General features: G+C 71.1%; 14 protein-coding genes. 6 read left to right on the forward strand and 8 right to left on the reverse strand.

Going from position 1 to position 15,912, the window contains the following annotated elements:
* Position 1: 1 nt before the first annotated feature.
* From pdxA to ACYQPG_RS10150, 5 genes are all read right to left on the reverse strand, one after another.
* Positions 2 to 1,003 (reverse strand): 4-hydroxythreonine-4-phosphate dehydrogenase PdxA, encoded by a 1,002-nt coding sequence (pdxA, locus tag ACYQPG_RS10130; RefSeq protein ID WP_419829341.1) that lies wholly within the window; start codon positions 1,001 to 1,003, stop codon positions 2 to 4.
* Positions 1,000 to 2,244 carry a four-carbon acid sugar kinase family protein gene (locus ACYQPG_RS10135; protein WP_461230847.1) on the reverse strand — a complete coding sequence of 415 codons (1,245 nt, stop codon included), beginning with the start codon at positions 2,242 to 2,244 and terminating at the stop codon, positions 1,000 to 1,002. Before ACYQPG_RS10135 ends, pdxA begins: the two co-directional genes overlap by 4 nt.
* A gap of 1 nt (position 2,245) precedes the next feature.
* Positions 2,246 to 3,259: a 2-keto-3-deoxygluconate permease gene (locus ACYQPG_RS10140; protein ID WP_147907093.1), complete on the reverse strand. Its 1,014-nt coding sequence runs from the start codon at positions 3,257 to 3,259 to the stop codon at positions 2,246 to 2,248.
* 362 nt (positions 3,260 to 3,621) lie between these two features.
* Positions 3,622 to 4,266 (reverse strand): hypothetical protein, encoded by a 645-nt coding sequence (locus tag ACYQPG_RS10145; protein WP_461230848.1) that lies wholly within the window; start codon positions 4,264 to 4,266, stop codon positions 3,622 to 3,624.
* Positions 4,263 to 4,904 carry a hypothetical protein gene (locus ACYQPG_RS10150; protein WP_461230849.1) on the reverse strand — a complete coding sequence of 214 codons (642 nt, stop codon included), beginning with the start codon at positions 4,902 to 4,904 and terminating at the stop codon, positions 4,263 to 4,265. Before ACYQPG_RS10150 ends, ACYQPG_RS10145 begins: the two co-directional genes overlap by 4 nt.
* 120 nt (positions 4,905 to 5,024) lie before the next feature.
* On the opposite strand from ACYQPG_RS10150, the gene ACYQPG_RS10155 reads away from it, so the two are divergent.
* Positions 5,025 to 5,978, forward strand: coding sequence for a glycosyltransferase family protein (locus ACYQPG_RS10155; protein WP_461232448.1), 954 nt, complete (start codon positions 5,025 to 5,027; stop codon positions 5,976 to 5,978).
* Here ACYQPG_RS10155 and ACYQPG_RS10160 read toward each other — a convergent pair.
* Positions 5,966 to 7,147 carry a glycosyltransferase family 4 protein gene (locus ACYQPG_RS10160; RefSeq protein ID WP_461230850.1) on the reverse strand — a complete coding sequence of 394 codons (1,182 nt, stop codon included), beginning with the start codon at positions 7,145 to 7,147 and terminating at the stop codon, positions 5,966 to 5,968. The two genes, ACYQPG_RS10155 and ACYQPG_RS10160, sit on opposite strands and share 13 nt — an antisense overlap.
* The gene (locus tag ACYQPG_RS10165) at positions 7,147 to 8,187 is read right to left on the reverse strand and encodes a glycosyltransferase family 4 protein (RefSeq protein ID WP_461232449.1); all 1,041 of its coding nucleotides are present in this window, start codon (positions 8,185 to 8,187) and stop codon (positions 7,147 to 7,149) included. The genes ACYQPG_RS10160 and ACYQPG_RS10165 overlap by 1 nt, the downstream gene beginning before the upstream one ends.
* Before the next feature lie 60 nt (positions 8,188 to 8,247).
* Here ACYQPG_RS10165 and ACYQPG_RS10170 point away from each other — a divergent pair, with 60 nt between their 5' ends.
* The 5 genes from ACYQPG_RS10170 to ACYQPG_RS10190 are packed head-to-tail and all read left to right on the forward strand — an operon-like array spanning position 8,248 to position 14,366.
* On the forward strand, positions 8,248 to 10,302 hold the full coding sequence (locus ACYQPG_RS10170) for an HAD-IIB family hydrolase (protein ID WP_461230851.1): 2,055 nt from the start codon (positions 8,248 to 8,250) through the stop codon (positions 10,300 to 10,302).
* Positions 10,292 to 11,206: a glycosyltransferase family 2 protein gene (locus ACYQPG_RS10175; RefSeq protein ID WP_461230852.1), complete on the forward strand. Its 915-nt coding sequence runs from the start codon at positions 10,292 to 10,294 to the stop codon at positions 11,204 to 11,206. The genes ACYQPG_RS10170 and ACYQPG_RS10175 overlap by 11 nt, the downstream gene beginning before the upstream one ends.
* 8 nt (positions 11,207 to 11,214) lie before the next feature.
* On the forward strand, positions 11,215 to 12,351 hold the full coding sequence (locus ACYQPG_RS10180) for a glycosyltransferase (RefSeq protein WP_147907099.1): 1,137 nt from the start codon (positions 11,215 to 11,217) through the stop codon (positions 12,349 to 12,351).
* Positions 12,352 to 12,399: 48 nt separating this feature from the next.
* On the forward strand, positions 12,400 to 13,317 hold the full coding sequence (locus ACYQPG_RS10185; RefSeq protein WP_147907100.1) for a glycosyltransferase family 2 protein: 918 nt from the start codon (positions 12,400 to 12,402) through the stop codon (positions 13,315 to 13,317).
* On the forward strand, positions 13,314 to 14,366 hold the full coding sequence (locus tag ACYQPG_RS10190) for a glycosyltransferase (protein WP_461230853.1): 1,053 nt from the start codon (positions 13,314 to 13,316) through the stop codon (positions 14,364 to 14,366). Before ACYQPG_RS10185 ends, ACYQPG_RS10190 begins: the two co-directional genes overlap by 4 nt.
* Here ACYQPG_RS10190 and ACYQPG_RS10195 read toward each other — a convergent pair.
* A complete protein-coding gene (locus tag ACYQPG_RS10195) occupies positions 14,363 to 15,814 on the reverse strand; it encodes an FAD-binding oxidoreductase (RefSeq protein ID WP_461230854.1) in 1,452 nt (483 codons plus the stop codon). The genes ACYQPG_RS10190 and ACYQPG_RS10195 overlap by 4 nt on opposite strands.
* Between the last annotated feature and the right edge of the window lie 98 nt (positions 15,815 to 15,912).

The following is a 15,912-nucleotide window of genomic DNA, read 5'->3' on the forward strand; positions in this document are numbered from 1 at the left end:
GTCAAGCCGCGGATGGTTTCGGCGCCAGCTCGACCGCCTGCCGCAGGGCTTCGATGAGGCTGCGCTCATCCGCGACACCCGTCCCGGCGATGTCGAAGGCCGTCCCGTGGTCGACCGAGGTGCGGATCACCGGAAGCCCGACCGTGATGTTCACTCCGGCCTCGAGACCCAAGACCTTGATCGGGCCATGACCCTGATCGTGATACATGGCGACCACCATGTCGTAATCGCCCCGACCGGCCAGGAAGAACAGGGTGTCGGCCGGCAGGGGGCCACGAACGTCCCAGCCCTTGGCGCGACAGGCCTCGACCGCCGGCGTGATCTTCTCCGCCTCCTCGCCATGACCGAACAGACCGTTCTCGCCCGCATGCGGATTGATGGCGCAGACGCCGATCTTCGGCTCGGCGATGCCGGCCTTCACCAGCACCGCGTGCCCGCGGGCGATGACGCGCTCGACGAGTCCCGGCTCGATTCGCGCGATCGCGTCGATCAGGCCGATATGGGTCGTGACGTGGATCACTCGCAGCTTGGGGGAGACCAGCATCATCGAGACTTCCGGCGTCCCGGTGAGATGGGCCAGCATCTCGGTGTGGCCGGGAAACTTGTGACCCGCCGCGTGCAGCGCTTCCTTTGACAGGGGCGCTGTGCAGATCCCCTGCGCCTGACCCGCCTGGACGATCTCCACCGCCGCCGCGATGCAGCGATAGGCGGTCTCGCCGGCGATCGGGGACAGCTTTCCGAACGGTAGGTCGTCGGGCACGCATTTCAGATCGATGCACTGGACCGCGTCGGTGTCGAACGCCGCGTCGCCGGCATCGGCGAGCGCGTCGACCCCGATCGTGGCTCCGACGATGCGTCCGGCCTGCCGAAGGCGCCCGGCATCGCCGACTACCAGCGGACGGCAGATCGCGTGGACCTCCGGATGCGCCAGCGCCTTCATGATGATCTCCGGCCCGATGCCGGCGGGATCGCCCATGGTGATGGCGATGGTCGGACGGGTCATGTCAGGCTTCCTTCAATTCGCGCTCTGCGCAGGCGGTCACGAATGCGCGTGAGGCTATCGGCATCGCCGAACGCCCCGGCTTTCGTGGCGATAGGGATCGAAAGCCGGCCCAGCGTGACGCCGAGCGAGACGCCCGGCTCGATCTCGTCGGCCAGCTGGATTCCGTGGATATCGAAGCGCGTCAACAGCGCCGCCGCGGTCTCGCCGCCCGTGGCCGCCAGCGCCCCGATCTGCTCCGCGATCGGCGCCAGTGCGTCTGCGAGCCCGTGCGCGAGCCGGGGCCCGAGCCTCATGTCGGGGTCGGCGCCGATCAGGATCTCGACCAGGACATCCTGACCAGCCGTCAGCCGCTCCGCGAGCTCCGCCGTCAGATGCCCCTGGCCTTCGGAGGCCAGCAATGTCTCCGGGGAGACCGGCAGATGCGCCACGGCACCGTCGGCAACGAGACGCTTGGCGCCGGCGCGCGAGACTTCGGCGAGTGAACCGACGACGAGGAGCGTGCCGCGCCTGTCCGGCCTGATCCGGACCGGCTCGCGCGCAGCCTTCGGCCCGGAGGCCGCAAGTGCGTGCGCCAGCCCGGCACTGCCGATGAAGCAGGCCGACGGCGTCGCTGCCAGGCCGGCCTCGGCGATACGGTGCAGATCGTCGTCGGTCTCGGCATCGCAGACGACGATTTCGTCAGGACCGGCAGCAGCCTCCGCCAGCACTTCGGCAAGACAGCCGCTGCGCACCGTCGGCAGGGTGATCGTCCTGGCCCGTGTCCCGGCAGTCGCCAGCATCGCGCCGAGGTCGGCACTGGCGTAGGTATGATCGCGCCGCCAGACCTCCGCCTCTTCCAACGGACGGCCGCCGACCCGCATCCGGCCGTCCACCGTGGTCCGGCCCGTCGCGGGGAAAGCCGGTGCCAGCACGCCGAAGGCCGGTTGACCGGACCAGTTACGCAGATGCGCCAGCGTTGCAGCGCTCTCGGCGGCGGGCTGCCCCCGCATCGTCGAATCGATCTTCTTGAACAGGCGTCGATCCGCGCTGTGCAGCCGCTGCAACAGGGCGGCATGGCGCCCGGCTGCGGCCTGCGCGGACAGACCGCGGCTGTCCGCATCGTACGACAGGATCGGAACCCGATCGTCCGGAGCCGCATCGCCCCAGATCACCGCAGCCGCGCTCCCACGCCGTCGGAACGCGATCGCGCAGTCGGCGGCGCCCGTCAGATCGTCGGCGAGGATGAGCCAGCGCGCGCTCATCTCAGGCACGGCTGACCGGCACGGGACCAACGGGCTCTCCATCGAGCGCCTCCGTCTCGTCCTCTCCACGGCCGACGACCCGCGCGGTCCAGGCCGTGACGATCGGGACCAAGATCGCCGTGACGACGACGCAGGCGGCGACGAGGATCGTCGCGGGACCGGCGGCATCCGTGTAGGCCGGATTGGCCGCAGCCACGATCGCCGGCACGGCTGCGGCATTGCCGGCCGTCGACGCGGCGGCAACGCCCGCCACGCCGGTGCCGCCTGTCAGGCGATCGGCGAGGAACAGCGGGATCCCGGTGAGGACCACGACCGCGACCCCCATCGCCAAGCCCAGCAGGCCGGCTTGCCACACCTTGGTCAGATCGAGGCCCGCCCCGAGGGCGAAGGCGAAGAACGGGATCATCACCGGAATCGCGCGGCTCAGGAACGCGCGCATCTCTCGGTCGAGGTTCCCGATGATCATGCCGACGAGGAGCGGGAGAACCGCGCCGACCAGCGTTTGCCAGGGAAACGCCGAGAGGCCGGCGACGCCCAGCGTCACCATCGTCAGAAAGGGGCCGCTCTCGAGCGACATGACCGTGTAGGCCCCGACATCGCGCGGGCGCCCGTATTGGCCCATCAGCGCCATGTAGAGACCGCCATTCGTGTCGTTCATGCTTGCGACGATGGCCAGGGTGGACAGCCCCGCGAACATTCCGGCGGCAACCGGCGCCTCACCGAGAACCCGTCCGAAGATCAGCCCCAGGATCAAGGCGATCCCGATCTTCACGACGAGCAGGGTGCCACCTTTCTTGACGATGTAAGGGGTGGCGCGAAAATCGATGCTCGCACCCATGCAGACATAGAAGACGGCCAGGATCGTCAGAGCACCCGAGAACAGCGCCCCCGTGAAAGAGCCAAAATACTTCGGCGTTCCTGGGAAGAACGTCGCGATCAATGCGCCGGTGAGAAGGGGCACGACCATCATGCCGCCCGGGACACGCTCGATCGCCCGCTTGATCGGGATCTGCATGCTCGTTTCCTCCCTGCGTAATGCGCGCGAATTTTTGTATAACGGGCGGCAATACCCACCACGCATGGCGAACAAATTGCGCATTCCGCGCAAATCGTCAATTCGGATGCGTATTTCGCGCACGGATCGGACCCGCCATTCCCGTCCGCAACGCCTTCTTCAGGTTCCTCGGCGTGGCACAGGCACCGCCGTCAACCCAGGTTTGCGGATACTGTCCGCAGCGCTGATGGCTGGGACAGGGTCTATCGAGGCGCTGTGTTCATAGTAACTCAAGGTATAATGGCCGATATCGATCAATTTCAGCGAGGTATTATTTGATATTTTCAACTGGCATATTTGGGTGTGACGGACTTCAGAGTATGTTAAATATGCTTCCATGCGTCGAGCACAGGACCGGTAGCCGTATCCGGCTTCGCAGCGCCGATGAAGATTACGACTGGGCCATGAGCCTCGCGACGGGGATCATAGAAATCCAACAGGCCCGGATGGACGTTCTGGATGAAATCCGGATAGCGGCCGTCTCGGCGGAGCAGGTGATCGATCACGACTTGGTCTCCATGCACCGCGTTCGGGACCGGGCCGCAGGAACCGGCCGCCATCCAGCGTGCGGGATCGGCCGTGAAGGTCGCGTAGAGGCCGGCGAGGTCGTCCCCGTCCCAGCGCATCAGGGCGCTGGAAAGCCGGCCGTGGTGGAAATAATCCTCCATGGCGGCGAAGCCGGGCTCGGCCAGGGCGTCGGCCGATCCGGTGAGGACGGTATCGAGATCGCACAGCAGAGCCGTGCCGCGCACGAGGCCCGGACGGAACGCCTCCATCTTGGCCCACCAGGCCGGCCAGCCGTGCCGTAGCGGTACCCGCTCGACACCCGCTACATCGAGCGGAAGGTCGGTCAGGCAGAGGAACCGGTCGAAGGCCGGCGCGTGGCGGCGCACGCCCTGGGCTAGGCGCTCGACCCAGGTCGCATCGTAGCGCCCGCCACTCCTGAGGACGGTGATCAGCGTGGTCATGATGCGTCCGACGCCTCGGGTGGGTGCAGGCGCAGGCGCCCGGCTGCTGCGGCCTCTGCGAACCAGGCCCGCTCGGCTGCCCAGGGATGGCCGGGCCACCCCGCGAAGCCGAAGCCGTGGATGTTCACCTCACCAGAATCCGTGGGGCGGTCGAGCAGCAGGGCGAGGCTCACCAGGAAGCCGGTGCTCGGGTTCGGGCAATCGTTGGTGCCGCGCGCGAGCCGGCGCCTCGCCTCGTCGTGCAGGGCCTCGGGCAGGAGATGGACTGGCTTGCCGAGGGGCCGCAGCAGCGCCAACGCCTCGCGGGTCCAGCAGATCGGTTCAGGCGCGTTCGCTTCGGCAGGCAGCATCGGGAACGGCAGGATGAACGCCTCTGCCTGCCGGACCACCGGGCGGTCCAGGAAGCCTGGATCGGCCAGCCATTCCCGCATCTGCCCGCCGCGATTGACCAGGGCCAGATGCGTGACGCGCGAGCCTGTGCGCCCGCCGAAGCCCGGGGCGTTGTTGAAGCGCACGACTTGGTGGGCCGCGTCGATCGTGCGCGCGACCGGTCCGATCCCGGGCGCGTTTCCGACGATGGCGATGGAGCCGCGCGGGTCAGCGCGCTCCGGGCGGAGGGAGTCGAGGGCGATGGACATGGGCGGCTGGGTCGCGAGGAACAGCCAAGGTATGGCACCGGCTCCGCGTCGCCAGGGCGCCGCGACAAACCGGAGCGCGCGGTGAAGCCCCCACGCCGCTGCTTCGTTTGCGCCGCCGACATGCTGGCGCCGAACGCGCGGGTCCTCGATTTCCCGGGCGGGTGGCGGCGACTGTTCACAATCGGGTGTGCCTCCTGCGGCGTGCTGATCGATCCGGATGCGGACGCCGACCGATGCTGGCGGGATCTTGCTGGGCGGCTCGCCGCGCCCGTCTTCGTTCCCGACCCGGAGGCGGGCTACGGCCTCGACCTCTACACCCTGCGCAGCGCCGCAACCCGGCTCGGCCGCGGGATCCGCACCCTCGGCCCGGCTGATCGCATCGCCCTGCTCCAACCGCACAGCGTGCGCGCCGCCCAAGGCGCCCTGTACGACCTCGATGGCGCAGCGCGGCGTCCGGTCTCGCTCGGGGTGATCTGCCGCCCGGCCGAGCGGGACTCCGTGCTGGCGGCGCTGCCGGCGCAGGCCGTTTGGACCTCGGATGTCGCGATCCTGCTGGATGCGCCGGCTGCCCCGGCCCTTGCCGTTGATGTTCCGGGCTTCGCTCCCGGCGCGGTGCGGCTGGCGGCGCGTCCCCTCGCGGGCGATTTCGCCGCCCAACGCAACGCTCTGCAGGACCTCGCCCGCAACGACTGGATGCTGCAGCTCGACGCCGACGAGGTCCTGGATCCCGAGACCGGTAGGCATCTTCCAGCGCTGGCAGTGCTCGCCGAGGCCGGCGACGTCGTGTCGGTTGGGCTTCCCCGGCGCAATCGTGTCGACGGCATCCTGTCGGATGTCTACCCGGACGTGCAGTACCGGCTGAACCGCGCCGGGACGCGCTATGTCGGCCGCGTGCACGAGCGGCCCGCGCTGCCCGGCGGCTGGCCCCGGAGCTTCATCGCGCTCCACGGAGCGATCGACCATGCACTCAGCGGTGCCCATGTTCGGGCACGCTCCCAGCACTACGAGGCGCTGGATCCAGGGCGCGGGCGGCCGGACGAGCGGGAGGCGCTGCTGCGCCCCTACCGCGCCTGATCGATCGCCCGCCGGTAGAGGTCCAAGGTTTCGCGTCCGAGGCTCGTCCGGTCGAACCGGCCAGCCGCCGTCAGCGCGCGGGCTCGGTAGGCCGAACGCAGGGCGGGATCACGCAGGAGCGGGCGCAGAGCTTCGGCAACGGCGGGGCCGGTCGCCGCCCGCGCCAGCGGCCCCGCCTCGGGGGCGCCGACGAAGGCCCGGGCACTCGCATCCTCGGCGCAGGCCACCACCGGCCGGCCATAGGCCAGGGCCTCCTGGTAGACGAGGCCGAAGCTTTCGTAGCGCGAGGGCGCCAGAACGACGTGTGCGCCCGCATAGGCCTCGGCCAGGCCCGCCGCGTCGATCCGGCCGCGAGCCCGGATGCGGCTCCTGGCGGCATCCGACAGGTCCGCCGGCAGGTCGCCCGGGGGGACCCCGACGAGTTCGAGCGAGAAGGGCGGAAGCTCGCCTCGCACCTGTTCTGCAGCCAGGATCGCCATAGCGTCGAGCAGGGCGTCGAAGCCTTTGCGCGCCTCAGCCCGGCCGACGAACAGCAGCCGCACCGGTCCCGCCCCGTCCGCCGGATAAGGCGCCGCCCGGGCGGCGGCCGCGATCTCCGGCGGTAGGCTGAGGCCGATGACCGCCTCCGGCCTCCCACCCGACAGCCCGTAGGCCCGGGCGATCACACCGGCATGCGCCGCCGTGTTGGCGATCAGCCCGGCGCTGCTTCTGGCCTGCCGGCGCTCCAGTCGGTCGGCGGCGGCGCCGTCGAGGCGATGGCGCAGGTTGGGGCGGCCTTCGCGGGTGAAGGCGGCGGGCGTCGAGCTGCGCGTTACGATGGGCAGGTCCCGGCGGCCTGTGAGCAGCACCGCCGGGGCGTACCAGTTCGTCGCCTCGACGACGGCGAACGCCGCCCGGGCGTGCTCAGCCAGCACCGATTTCCGGAAGGCCAGCGGCGCCGCGAGATGACCGACCGTGCCCCAAAGGCGCAGTCGCGACAGCAGGCTCTCAGGCGGTATCGCGATACCGAGCACGGTGACGCCGCCGACCCGCTCCCGGCCGGTCCGGTCCAGGGTGAAGACCGTGACGTCGGTGCCCGCCTCGGCGAGGCTTTCGGCGATCTCGCGGGCCGCCGTCGAGAGGCCGCTAGGGGATGGCGGGTAGTCCCAGGCCAGGAGCGCCGTGCGCATCAGCGGGCGAGCAGGCGACGGTAGAGTGCGAGGTAATCGCGTGCCATGCGCTCGGCGGTGAAGCGTTCTTCGAAGGTTCTTCGAATGTGTGCGCGGTCGAGGCTGGCGACTCTTCGCATAGCCTTCACGGCCTGCGCCTCGGACTCGACGATGAACCCCGTCACGCCGTCTTCGACGATCTCCGGGACCGATCCGCGGTTCCAGGCCACCACCGGGGTGCCGCAGGCCATCGCCTCGATCATCACCAGCCCGAACGGCTCGGGCCAGTCGATCGGGAACAGCAGCGCCCGGGCGCTACCCAGGAGCGAACCCTTCTGGGCATCGTCCACCGGCCCGAGATAGGTCGCGTCGGGCCCGAGCAGCGGGCGGACCTGGCGGTCGAAATAGGCGGGGTTGCCGACATCGACGGTGCCGCCGAGACGGATCGGCATCCCGGCCGCCCGGGCGACGCGGATCGCGGTGTCCGGCCGCTTCTGGTCGGTCATCCGGCCCACGAAGGCGACATGCGCCTCCGGCTCGGCCTGGAAAACGTAGCGGTCCCGATCGATGCCGTGATGCACGATCCCGGCGCGGTTGGACGCCGGGATGCCGGATTCCTGCGCGGCCGAGATCGCCGCCACCGGAAGATCGGGGAAGCCGGCGAAAAACAGCGCCCGGTCGAGCTCATCCACCCGCCAATGCACCGTGGTCAGGCTGCGCGTTCGGGCCGCGCCGAGCAGCGCCGCGTGCGCGAACTCGCCGTGGCAATGCACGATGTCGAAATCGGGCAGCCGCAGCCGCAGCGCCTCCAGCTGCAGCGCGTCGAGCGCCGCCGGAACCCCGGGCGCGACCCCGCCGTGGCGTTGTTCCAGGGCCGCGAGGCTCGGGTAATCGCCGACACGGGGTAAGTCTGTCGCACTGTCCGAAGAGGCAAATAACGTTATTTCCACGCCCAAGCTTCGAAGCGCCGTGCTGAGATCGTGCACAACCCGCTCGGTGCCGCCGTGATGGTTTGGGGGAACGGGAAAAATGTTCGGCGCGACTTGGGCAACACGGATCACGACGCCCTCTTCACATAAGTTAAGTTGGCAGGCGCGGTCGACAGCTTCAGCAAACGCCTGATGTTCGTCCTGCACGTCGCCCTGCAGGGCTGCCTGCGCGGCCGCGATGTCGTCTACGGCCTGACCGCCGATACCGGCGGCCACATCCGCTACCTGCTGGATCTCGTCGCCGCCTCGGCCCAGGATTTCGGCGTCGCCGAGATCGTGGTGGCGACCCGCTTGTTCCACGGATCGCCCGGCCCAGACTACGCCGTGCCCGAAGAGCGGATCTCCGACAAGGTCAGGCTGGTGCGGCTCCCGAGCGCGGCATCGGGTTACCGGTCCAAGGAGGCGATGCACGCCGAAGTCGCGAGCTTCGCCGAGAACCTCATCGCCTGGATCGCCGGGCAGGCGCGCGCGCCCGACCTGATCCACGCCCATTACGCCGACGCCGCCGCGGTGGCGGCGATCGTCGAGGCGCGGCTGGCGATCCCGTTCGTGTTCACCGCCCACTCCCTCGGGCGGGTCAAGGCCGCGATGCTCGGTGGTGATGCCGCCGGAGCCCCCGACCTCGCCCGCCGGATCGCCACCGAGGAGGCGGCACTCGCCCGGGCCACCCTGGTCATCGCCTCGTCCCGGGACGAGGCCGAAGTCCAGTATGCCGGCTACGAATCCTACAATCCCGGCCGCGTCCGCGTCGTGCCGCCGGGCAGCGACCTCGCGCGCTTCGCCGCCGCCGAGCCGCATCCGCGGGTCGATGCCCTGATCGACCGCTTCCTAGACGATCCCGCCAAGCCGCCGTTGCTGGCCCTGGCCCGGCCGGTGGCGCGCAAGAACCTGGCGGCCCTGGTCGAGGCCTATGGCGAGAGCCCGGAGCTGCAGGCCCGGGCCAACCTGGTGATCGTGGCCGGCACCCGCGGCGACATCGACGCCCTCGACGGCGAGATGGCCGCGACGATGCGCGACCTGCTGGTGCTGATCGACCGCTACGACCTGTACGGCCGCGTGGCCTACCCGAAGACGCACAGGCCCGACGACGTGCCGGCGATCTACGCCTATGCCCGGGAGCGCGGCGGGATCTTCGTCAATCCGGCGCTGAATGAGCCGTTCGGCCTGACGCTGCTGGAGGCGTCGGCCGCCGGCCTGCCCCTGGTCGCCACCGACAGCGGCGGCCCCAACGACATCGTCGAGACCTGTGGCAACGGCCTGCTGGTCGATCCCCGTGACCCCACGGCGATCGCGCAAGCCTGCCTGCGCATCCTGTCCGACCCCGCCCTGCGCGCCCGCTACGTGGCCGGCGGGGCTCGCGCCGCGGCCGCCTACGACTGGGACCGGCACGCCGCGCGCTACCACGCCCTGCTGCGGGCCCTGCTCGCCCCAGAGCCGCCCCTGCGGACGCCTGCGCAGCTGCTGGTCTGCGATATCGACAACACCCTGGTCGGCTGCGAGGCCGCGCTCGGCATCTTCAGGCGCTGGCGCAGTGAGCAGGCGGGCCTGGCCTTCGGGGTCGCCACCGGTCGCTCGTTCCACAGCGCCATGGCGATCCTGGAGCAGCAGGCGAGCCCCCGACCCCAGGTGATGATCACGTCGGTCGGCTCCGAGATCTACCACCTGGACGCCAACGGCGTGACCTACACGGCCGATGCCGCCTGGCGCGAGGCGATCGCGGCGGATTGGAACCGGGAGGCGGTGCGCGCGGCGCTCGCCGGCATCCCGGGGCTCCTACCGCAGGGTCCGCTGGAGCAACGCCCGTACAAGCTGAGCTATTTCGGGGGCGATGCCGCGGCCCGCCAGGTCGAAGCGCATCTCGCCGAATCCGGTCTCGATGCCCGGGTGATCCACAGCCACGACCGCTACCTCGATGTCCTGCCGGCGGCAGCCTCCAAGGGCACCGCGGTGGACCATGTCCGCGCCCTCTACGGCCTGCCGGAGCGGGCGGTGTTCGTGGCCGGCGATTCGGGCAACGACATCGAGATGCTGCGCGTGCGGGTGCAGGCGATCATCGTGGCGAACTATTCCGACGACCTCGCCAGCAACGCGGCGCTGCAGCATTCCTACGTCGCCCGTGCCTCGCATGCCCGCGGCATCATCGAGGGCGTGGCGCATTTCCGCCGGATGCTGGCCCATGCTTCCTGACATTGAGCCTCCTGAGGCCGTATCGCCGACGCCCGCGCCGAGCGTGCTGACCCTCGTGCGCGGCCGGGCCGGATGCCTGCGCAACCTGATGCGCGGCCTCGCCCGGCAAACCGTGCGCCCGCGCGAGCTGGTGATCGCCTGGATGCAGCCCGAGCCCGCCCCCGGCCTGCCCGATCCCGGCTGCCCGGTGCGTCATCTCCACGTGCCGGGCGAGCCGATGCCGCTTGCCGCCGCGCGCAACCGCGCCGCCGAGGCCGCCGCCGGCGACCTGCTGGTCTTCCTCGACGTGGATTGCATCCCGGCCTCCGGCCTGGTCGGCGCCTACGCGGCGGCCGCCTCCGGCGCCGGGGGGCTGCTCCTCGGCGAGGTTCTGTACCTGCCGCCGGAAGCCGGGCCGGCGCTGGACGCGTCCGATCTCGACGACGCAGCCCTCGACAGCCTCGGCCGCCCCCACCCGGCACGGCCTCCGGTGCCGGAGACGGGGCTGCGCCGGGAGCCCGATCCCGGCCAGCTCTGGGGGCTGTCCTTCGCCCTGCCGGCTCGGGCCTGGCGCTCGGTCGGCGGCATGGACGAGGGCTTTACAGGTTATGGCGGCGAGGAGACCGACTTCGCCGCCCGCCTCGCCGCCACGGGCCTGCCGACCGACTGGGTCGCGGGGGCGCGTGCCTACCATCAGCACCACCCGGTCCACGTGCCGCCCCTGCAGCACTTCGCGCCGATTCTGGCCAACGCCGTCCGGTTCCACGCCCGCCACGGGCGCTGGTGCATGACGTACTGGCTCGACCAGTTCCGCGCCGCCGGGCTGATCGATTGGAGCGAGGCCGCCCCGGTAATCCGCCTGATCCGCAAGCCGACCGCCCCGGAGGTGGTCGCCTCCCTCCGTCCCGGCGCCCTGTTCTCATGAAGCAGACCATGAAGAAGCCGATTGCGTTCTTCGTCCACCACCAGGGACGGGGCCACGCCAACCGCACCATGGCGGTCGCCGCCGAATTTGCCCGTGACCGGCCGGTCTCAGTGCTGACCGCCGGCCCCCATCTCTTCGACGGTTTCTCCCGCGACATCGAGATCGTGGCCCTGCCCGACATGATCGGCGCCGCGGTGCCGACCGCGCGCCTCTACGCCGAGCCGACCCCGCAGGTGATGCATTGCGTGCCCCTGGGGCTCGCCCCGATGCGCCGGACCATGCGGACCATCCTCGATCATCTCGACGCGCGCGAGGTCGGCCTGTTCGTGGTCGACGTCTCGGCCGAAATCGCGTTGCTCGCCCGGATCGCCAGCGTGCCGGCGGTGCAGATCCGGATGCACGGCGACCGCTCCGATATCGGACATGTCGGCGCCTACGAGGCCTGCGTCGGGATGCTGGCGCCGTTCGACGCGCGGCTGGAGCAGGCGGACTACCCGGCGGCGCTGCGCGCCAAGACCTTCTACAGCGGCGGCCTGTGCACCAGCCTCGACCGGATTCCCGACCGGGCCGAGGCGCGGGCGAAGCTCGGCCTCGACCCGCAGCGCGAGATCGTCGTGGCCGTGACCGGCGGCGGCGGCAGCGGCACGCCTTACGCGCCGCTCACCGTGGCGGCGCGGGCCGAGCCCGACGCCCTGTGGCTGACCCTCGGGCCGACCCACCGCGAGGGTCACGAGACCGATTTCGCCAACCTGCGCGAACTCGGCTGGGTGCCCTCGGTCACCGACTATCTGGCGGCCGCCGACATCGTCATCGCGTCCGCGGGCGACAACACGGTCCACGAGGTCGCCCGGGTCGGCGGCCGCCTGATCGTGATGCCGGAATGGCGCTACTTCGCCGAGCAGACCCGCAAGGCCGAAGCCCTGGTCCGGCTCGGGGCCGCCGTCCAGGCTCCGGCCTGGCCGGGCGACCTCCAGGGCTGGCGCGACCTCCTGGCTCGTGCCCGCGTCCTCGACGGCTCCGTGCTGCACGGCCTCTACGCCCCGGACGCCGCATTCCGCGCCGCCGACTGGCTCGAAGGGCTCACCGACGCGCTTTGGCTGGGCGCCGAAGAGCCGGGTCCGCTTCGCGTCGTCGCGACCGGCTGATCCCCCGCCGCCACCCCGTCCATCATCCCCCCGGAGCCCGACTGTCGCATGTCCACCGTTTCCGTCGTGACCCTGGCCAAGGGCCGGCCGGCGCATCTGCGCAACGTGCTGCGCGGCCTGGAGCGCCAGACGCAGGCCCCCGCCGAATTCATCGTCGCGGTGATGCAGGACGAGCTCTACGACCTGCCCGAGACGTCGTTTCCGGTGCGCCAGATCCGGGTTTCCGGACATGAGCTGCCGCTCGCGGCCGCGCGCAACCGCGGCGTGGGCGCGGCCACCGGCGAGGGCATCGTCTTCCTGGACGTGGACTGCATCCCGGCCCCCGACCTCGTGGCCGATTACGCGCGGGGGCTCGCCGAGCTCGACGGCCTGCTGATGGGCGAGGTCCTGCACCTGCCCGAGCGCGCCACCGCGGGCGCCTGGCGCTACGCCGACCTGGCGGCGAGCGCGGAGCGGCATTCCGACCGTCGCGGACCGCCGGCTTCCGGCATCGAGATGTGCAACGATTACCGCTGCTTCTGGTCGCTCAACTTCGCGATCCGGCGGGCCACCTTCCTGGCGCTCGGCGGCTTCGACGAGCGCTATGCCGGCTATGGCGGCGAGGACACCGATTTCGGCAAGATCCTCGACCAGAGCGGCACCCCGATCGCCTGGATCAAGGGCGCGCTGGCCTATCACCAGTACCACCCGCACCACATGCCCCCGGTCCACCACCTCGACAGCGTCGTGCGCAACGCCGAGCTGTTCGAGGCCAAGTGGGGCTACCGGACCATGGGCCACTGGCTCTACGCGTTCCGGGTCATGGGCCTGATCGACGACACGCCCGACCAGCCGATCCGGATCCTGCGCCGGCCCGACGCCGACGACCTCGCCCTGACCGGGCAGCAGAGCCACCAGCCCTACACAAACTCGGCGTCGGTCATCCGGTATCTGGAATCCCGGGTCGGCGCGGCGGCGACCGCGTGAGGATTGCGCTCCTCGCTCATATCCGCCACCCGGTCGCGCCGCCCTTCACGGGGGGTATGGAGGCCCATAGCTGGCACCTCGCCGAGGGGCTGGCGGCCCGCGGCCACGACGTCGTGCTGTTCGCGTCCGGCGACAGCGATCCGCGCTTCGCGATCGACGCCGTGGTCCCGGAGCACCACGAGCGCGTCTTCCCGGGTCTCGAGCATCGCGGTGATCCGGGGCTGCGGGCTTCTGTCGATGACGGCTACGCCGCCGCCTGCGACCGGATCGCGGCGGGCGGGTTCGACGTGCTGCACAACAACAGCCTGAGCCGGCTGCCCCTGGAGCGCCGGCGGACCGCGCAGGTCCCCACCGTCACCTCCCTGCACGTGCCGCCCTACGACGCCCTGCGCGGGTTCGTTCACGACAGCCCTGGCCCGGGTCACCGGATCACCGTGACGTCGCGGGCGCAGGGGCAGGCCTGGTGGCCGGAGGGCGCACCGCCCGAGGTGTCGGTGCTGCATAACGGCGTCGACCCCGCGGCCTGGCCGTTCCGGGAGCGCGGCGACGGCAGCGCGGTCTGGTCCGGGCGGCTTGCGGCGATCAAGGGCGCCCACCACGCGATCGCGGCGGCCCGGAGCGCCGGCATCGCGCTGACGCTCTACGGCCCGGTCGAAGAGCCGGATTACTGGGCGGACCGGATCGCCCCGCAGCTCGGCGGCCCGATCCGCTACGGCGGCCATCTCGACGGCCGGGCGCTCGCCGCCGAGATCGGCCGCGCCTCGGTCTTCCTGTTCACCCCGTGCTGGGACGAGCCGTTCGGTCTGGTGGCGATCGAGGCGATGGCTTGCGGCCTGCCGGTCGCGGGCTTCGCCATGGGCGCGGCCCGGGAGGTGGTCGGCGAGGCCGGATGCCTCGCGGCGGCCGGGGACGAGGCCGGGCTGGCCCGTGCGATCGGCACGGCGCTGGCCATCCCGCGCCCGATCCCGCAGGCCCGGGTCGCGCGCCTGTTCAGCCGCGACCTTTGGCTCGACCGCTGCGAGGCGCTCTACGCGCAGGCGCGCGGCTAGGGCTTTGCCGGCGGTGCCCCGTCGGGGTTCGGGATTACCTTTCCGGGGTTCATCCGATCCTCGGGATCGAGCGCCGCCTTGATCCGGCGCATCAGGTCGAGCCCGACCGGGTCGGCGTAATGCGCCAGCTCGTCGCGCTTGATCAGGCCGACGCCATGCTCGGCCGCGATCGAGCCGCCGAGTTCGTCCACGATGTCATGCACGATGCGGTTGAACCGGCCCCATTCCGCCAGGAACGCGGCGCGATCCAGCCCGGCCGGCTGCGTCAGGTTGAAGTGGATGTTGCCGTCGCCGAAATGGCCGAAGCCGCAGGGCCGCAAGCCCGGCATCACCGCGATGCAGGCCGCGCTCGCCCGCTCCAGGAACGCGGGCAGCGTCGAGAGCGGCACCGAGACGTCGTGCTTGATCGAGGCGCCTTCCCGGGTCTGCGCCTCCGGCACGCCCTCGCGCAGGGCCCAGAGCGCGGCGTTCTGGGCGCCGCTCGCCCCGATGGCCGCGTCGGCGATCGATCCCGATTCCAGGGCCTCCCCGAGGGCGGCTTCGAGTTCGGCCCGCGTGTCGGCGTCGGGCCGCGCGGACGACACCTCGATCAGCGCGTAGGCGCCGTGATCGCCCGAGAGCGGCCGGACCGTGCCCGGGACGTGCCGCAGCACGATCTCCAGGGCGAAGGGCGGCAGGTACTCGAAGGCGGTGAGGTCGCGGTCCATCCGCGTGCGCAGGAAGACGAACAGGTCGAGGGCGGCGCGGGACGAGTCCAGCCCGACGAAGGCGACGCTGGTCGAGCGGGGACGCGGGAACAGCTTCAGCACCGCCGCGGTGACGATCCCCAGCGTGCCCTCGGACCCGATGAACAGCTGCTTCAGGTCATAGCCGGCATTGTCCTTCCGGAGCGCCCGCAGCCCGTTCCACACCCGCCCGTCGGCCAGAACCACCTCGAGCCCGAGGACGAGGTCCCGGGCGTTGCCGTAGGCCAGCACGGCGATGCCGCCGGCATTGGTGGCGATGCCCCCGCCGATCCGGGCGGAGCCCCGGGACGCGTAAGAGAGCGGGAACAGCAGGCCGGCCCGCTCGGCGGCGTCCTGAACCTCCGAGAGGATCATCCCGGCCTCGACCGTGATCGTGGCGTCGACCGGATCGACCGCGCGCAGGCGCGCCATCCGTTCCAGCGACAGGACCACGCCGCCCTGCGGGACGCCGCCCCCGGTCAGCCCGGTATTGCCGCCCAGCGGCACCACGGCGAGGCCCGCCTGGGTGCAGGCGCGGACCGCGAACGCAACTTCCTCGGTGCTCCCGGGCCGCAGCACGGCCAGCGCCGCGCCCGTGAACAGCTTGCGGCTCTCGATCAGGTAGGGCGCGAGGTCCTCGGGCTCCGTGAGCACGTGGCGCGCGCCGATCCCGTCGCGCAGGGCGCTGAGCAGCGTGTCGTGGGAGAGGGAAGGGGGCGTCATCACTGAAATTTTGTAGGCCAGCCGGCGCCGGTTGCAAGCGCCGGGATGGCGCGGGCCCCGGCAGGCTTTACAACGCTCCTGCACGCCCGGGGCACCCG

The sequence above is a fragment of the Methylobacterium sp. CM6246 genome (assembly GCF_054818005.1).

Excerpts from the sequence above, each read along its gene's own strand:
- ACYQPG_RS10155 (WP_461232448.1), top strand. The coding sequence starts at position 5,025 with ATGCTGGCGCCGAACGCGCGGGTCCTCGATTTCCCGGGCGGGTGGCGG.
- ACYQPG_RS10135 (WP_461230847.1), bottom strand. The coding sequence starts at position 2,244 with ATGAGCGCGCGCTGGCTCATCCTCGCCGACGATCTGACGGGCGCCGCC.
- ACYQPG_RS10180 (WP_147907099.1), top strand. The coding sequence starts at position 11,215 with ATGAAGAAGCCGATTGCGTTCTTCGTCCACCACCAGGGACGGGGCCAC.
- ACYQPG_RS10160 (WP_461230850.1), bottom strand. The coding sequence starts at position 7,147 with ATGCGCACGGCGCTCCTGGCCTGGGACTACCCGCCATCCCCTAGCGGC.
- ACYQPG_RS10145 (WP_461230848.1), bottom strand. The coding sequence starts at position 4,266 with ATGACCACGCTGATCACCGTCCTCAGGAGTGGCGGGCGCTACGATGCG.
- ACYQPG_RS10195 (WP_461230854.1), bottom strand. The coding sequence starts at position 15,814 with ATGACGCCCCCTTCCCTCTCCCACGACACGCTGCTCAGCGCCCTGCGC.
- ACYQPG_RS10185 (WP_147907100.1), top strand. The coding sequence starts at position 12,400 with ATGTCCACCGTTTCCGTCGTGACCCTGGCCAAGGGCCGGCCGGCGCAT.
- ACYQPG_RS10140 (WP_147907093.1), bottom strand. The coding sequence starts at position 3,259 with ATGCAGATCCCGATCAAGCGGGCGATCGAGCGTGTCCCGGGCGGCATG.
- pdxA (WP_419829341.1), bottom strand. The coding sequence starts at position 1,003 with ATGACCCGTCCGACCATCGCCATCACCATGGGCGATCCCGCCGGCATC.
- ACYQPG_RS10175 (WP_461230852.1), top strand. The coding sequence starts at position 10,292 with ATGCTTCCTGACATTGAGCCTCCTGAGGCCGTATCGCCGACGCCCGCG.
- ACYQPG_RS10150 (WP_461230849.1), bottom strand. The coding sequence starts at position 4,904 with ATGTCCATCGCCCTCGACTCCCTCCGCCCGGAGCGCGCTGACCCGCGC.
- ACYQPG_RS10170 (WP_461230851.1), top strand. The coding sequence starts at position 8,248 with ATGTTCGTCCTGCACGTCGCCCTGCAGGGCTGCCTGCGCGGCCGCGAT.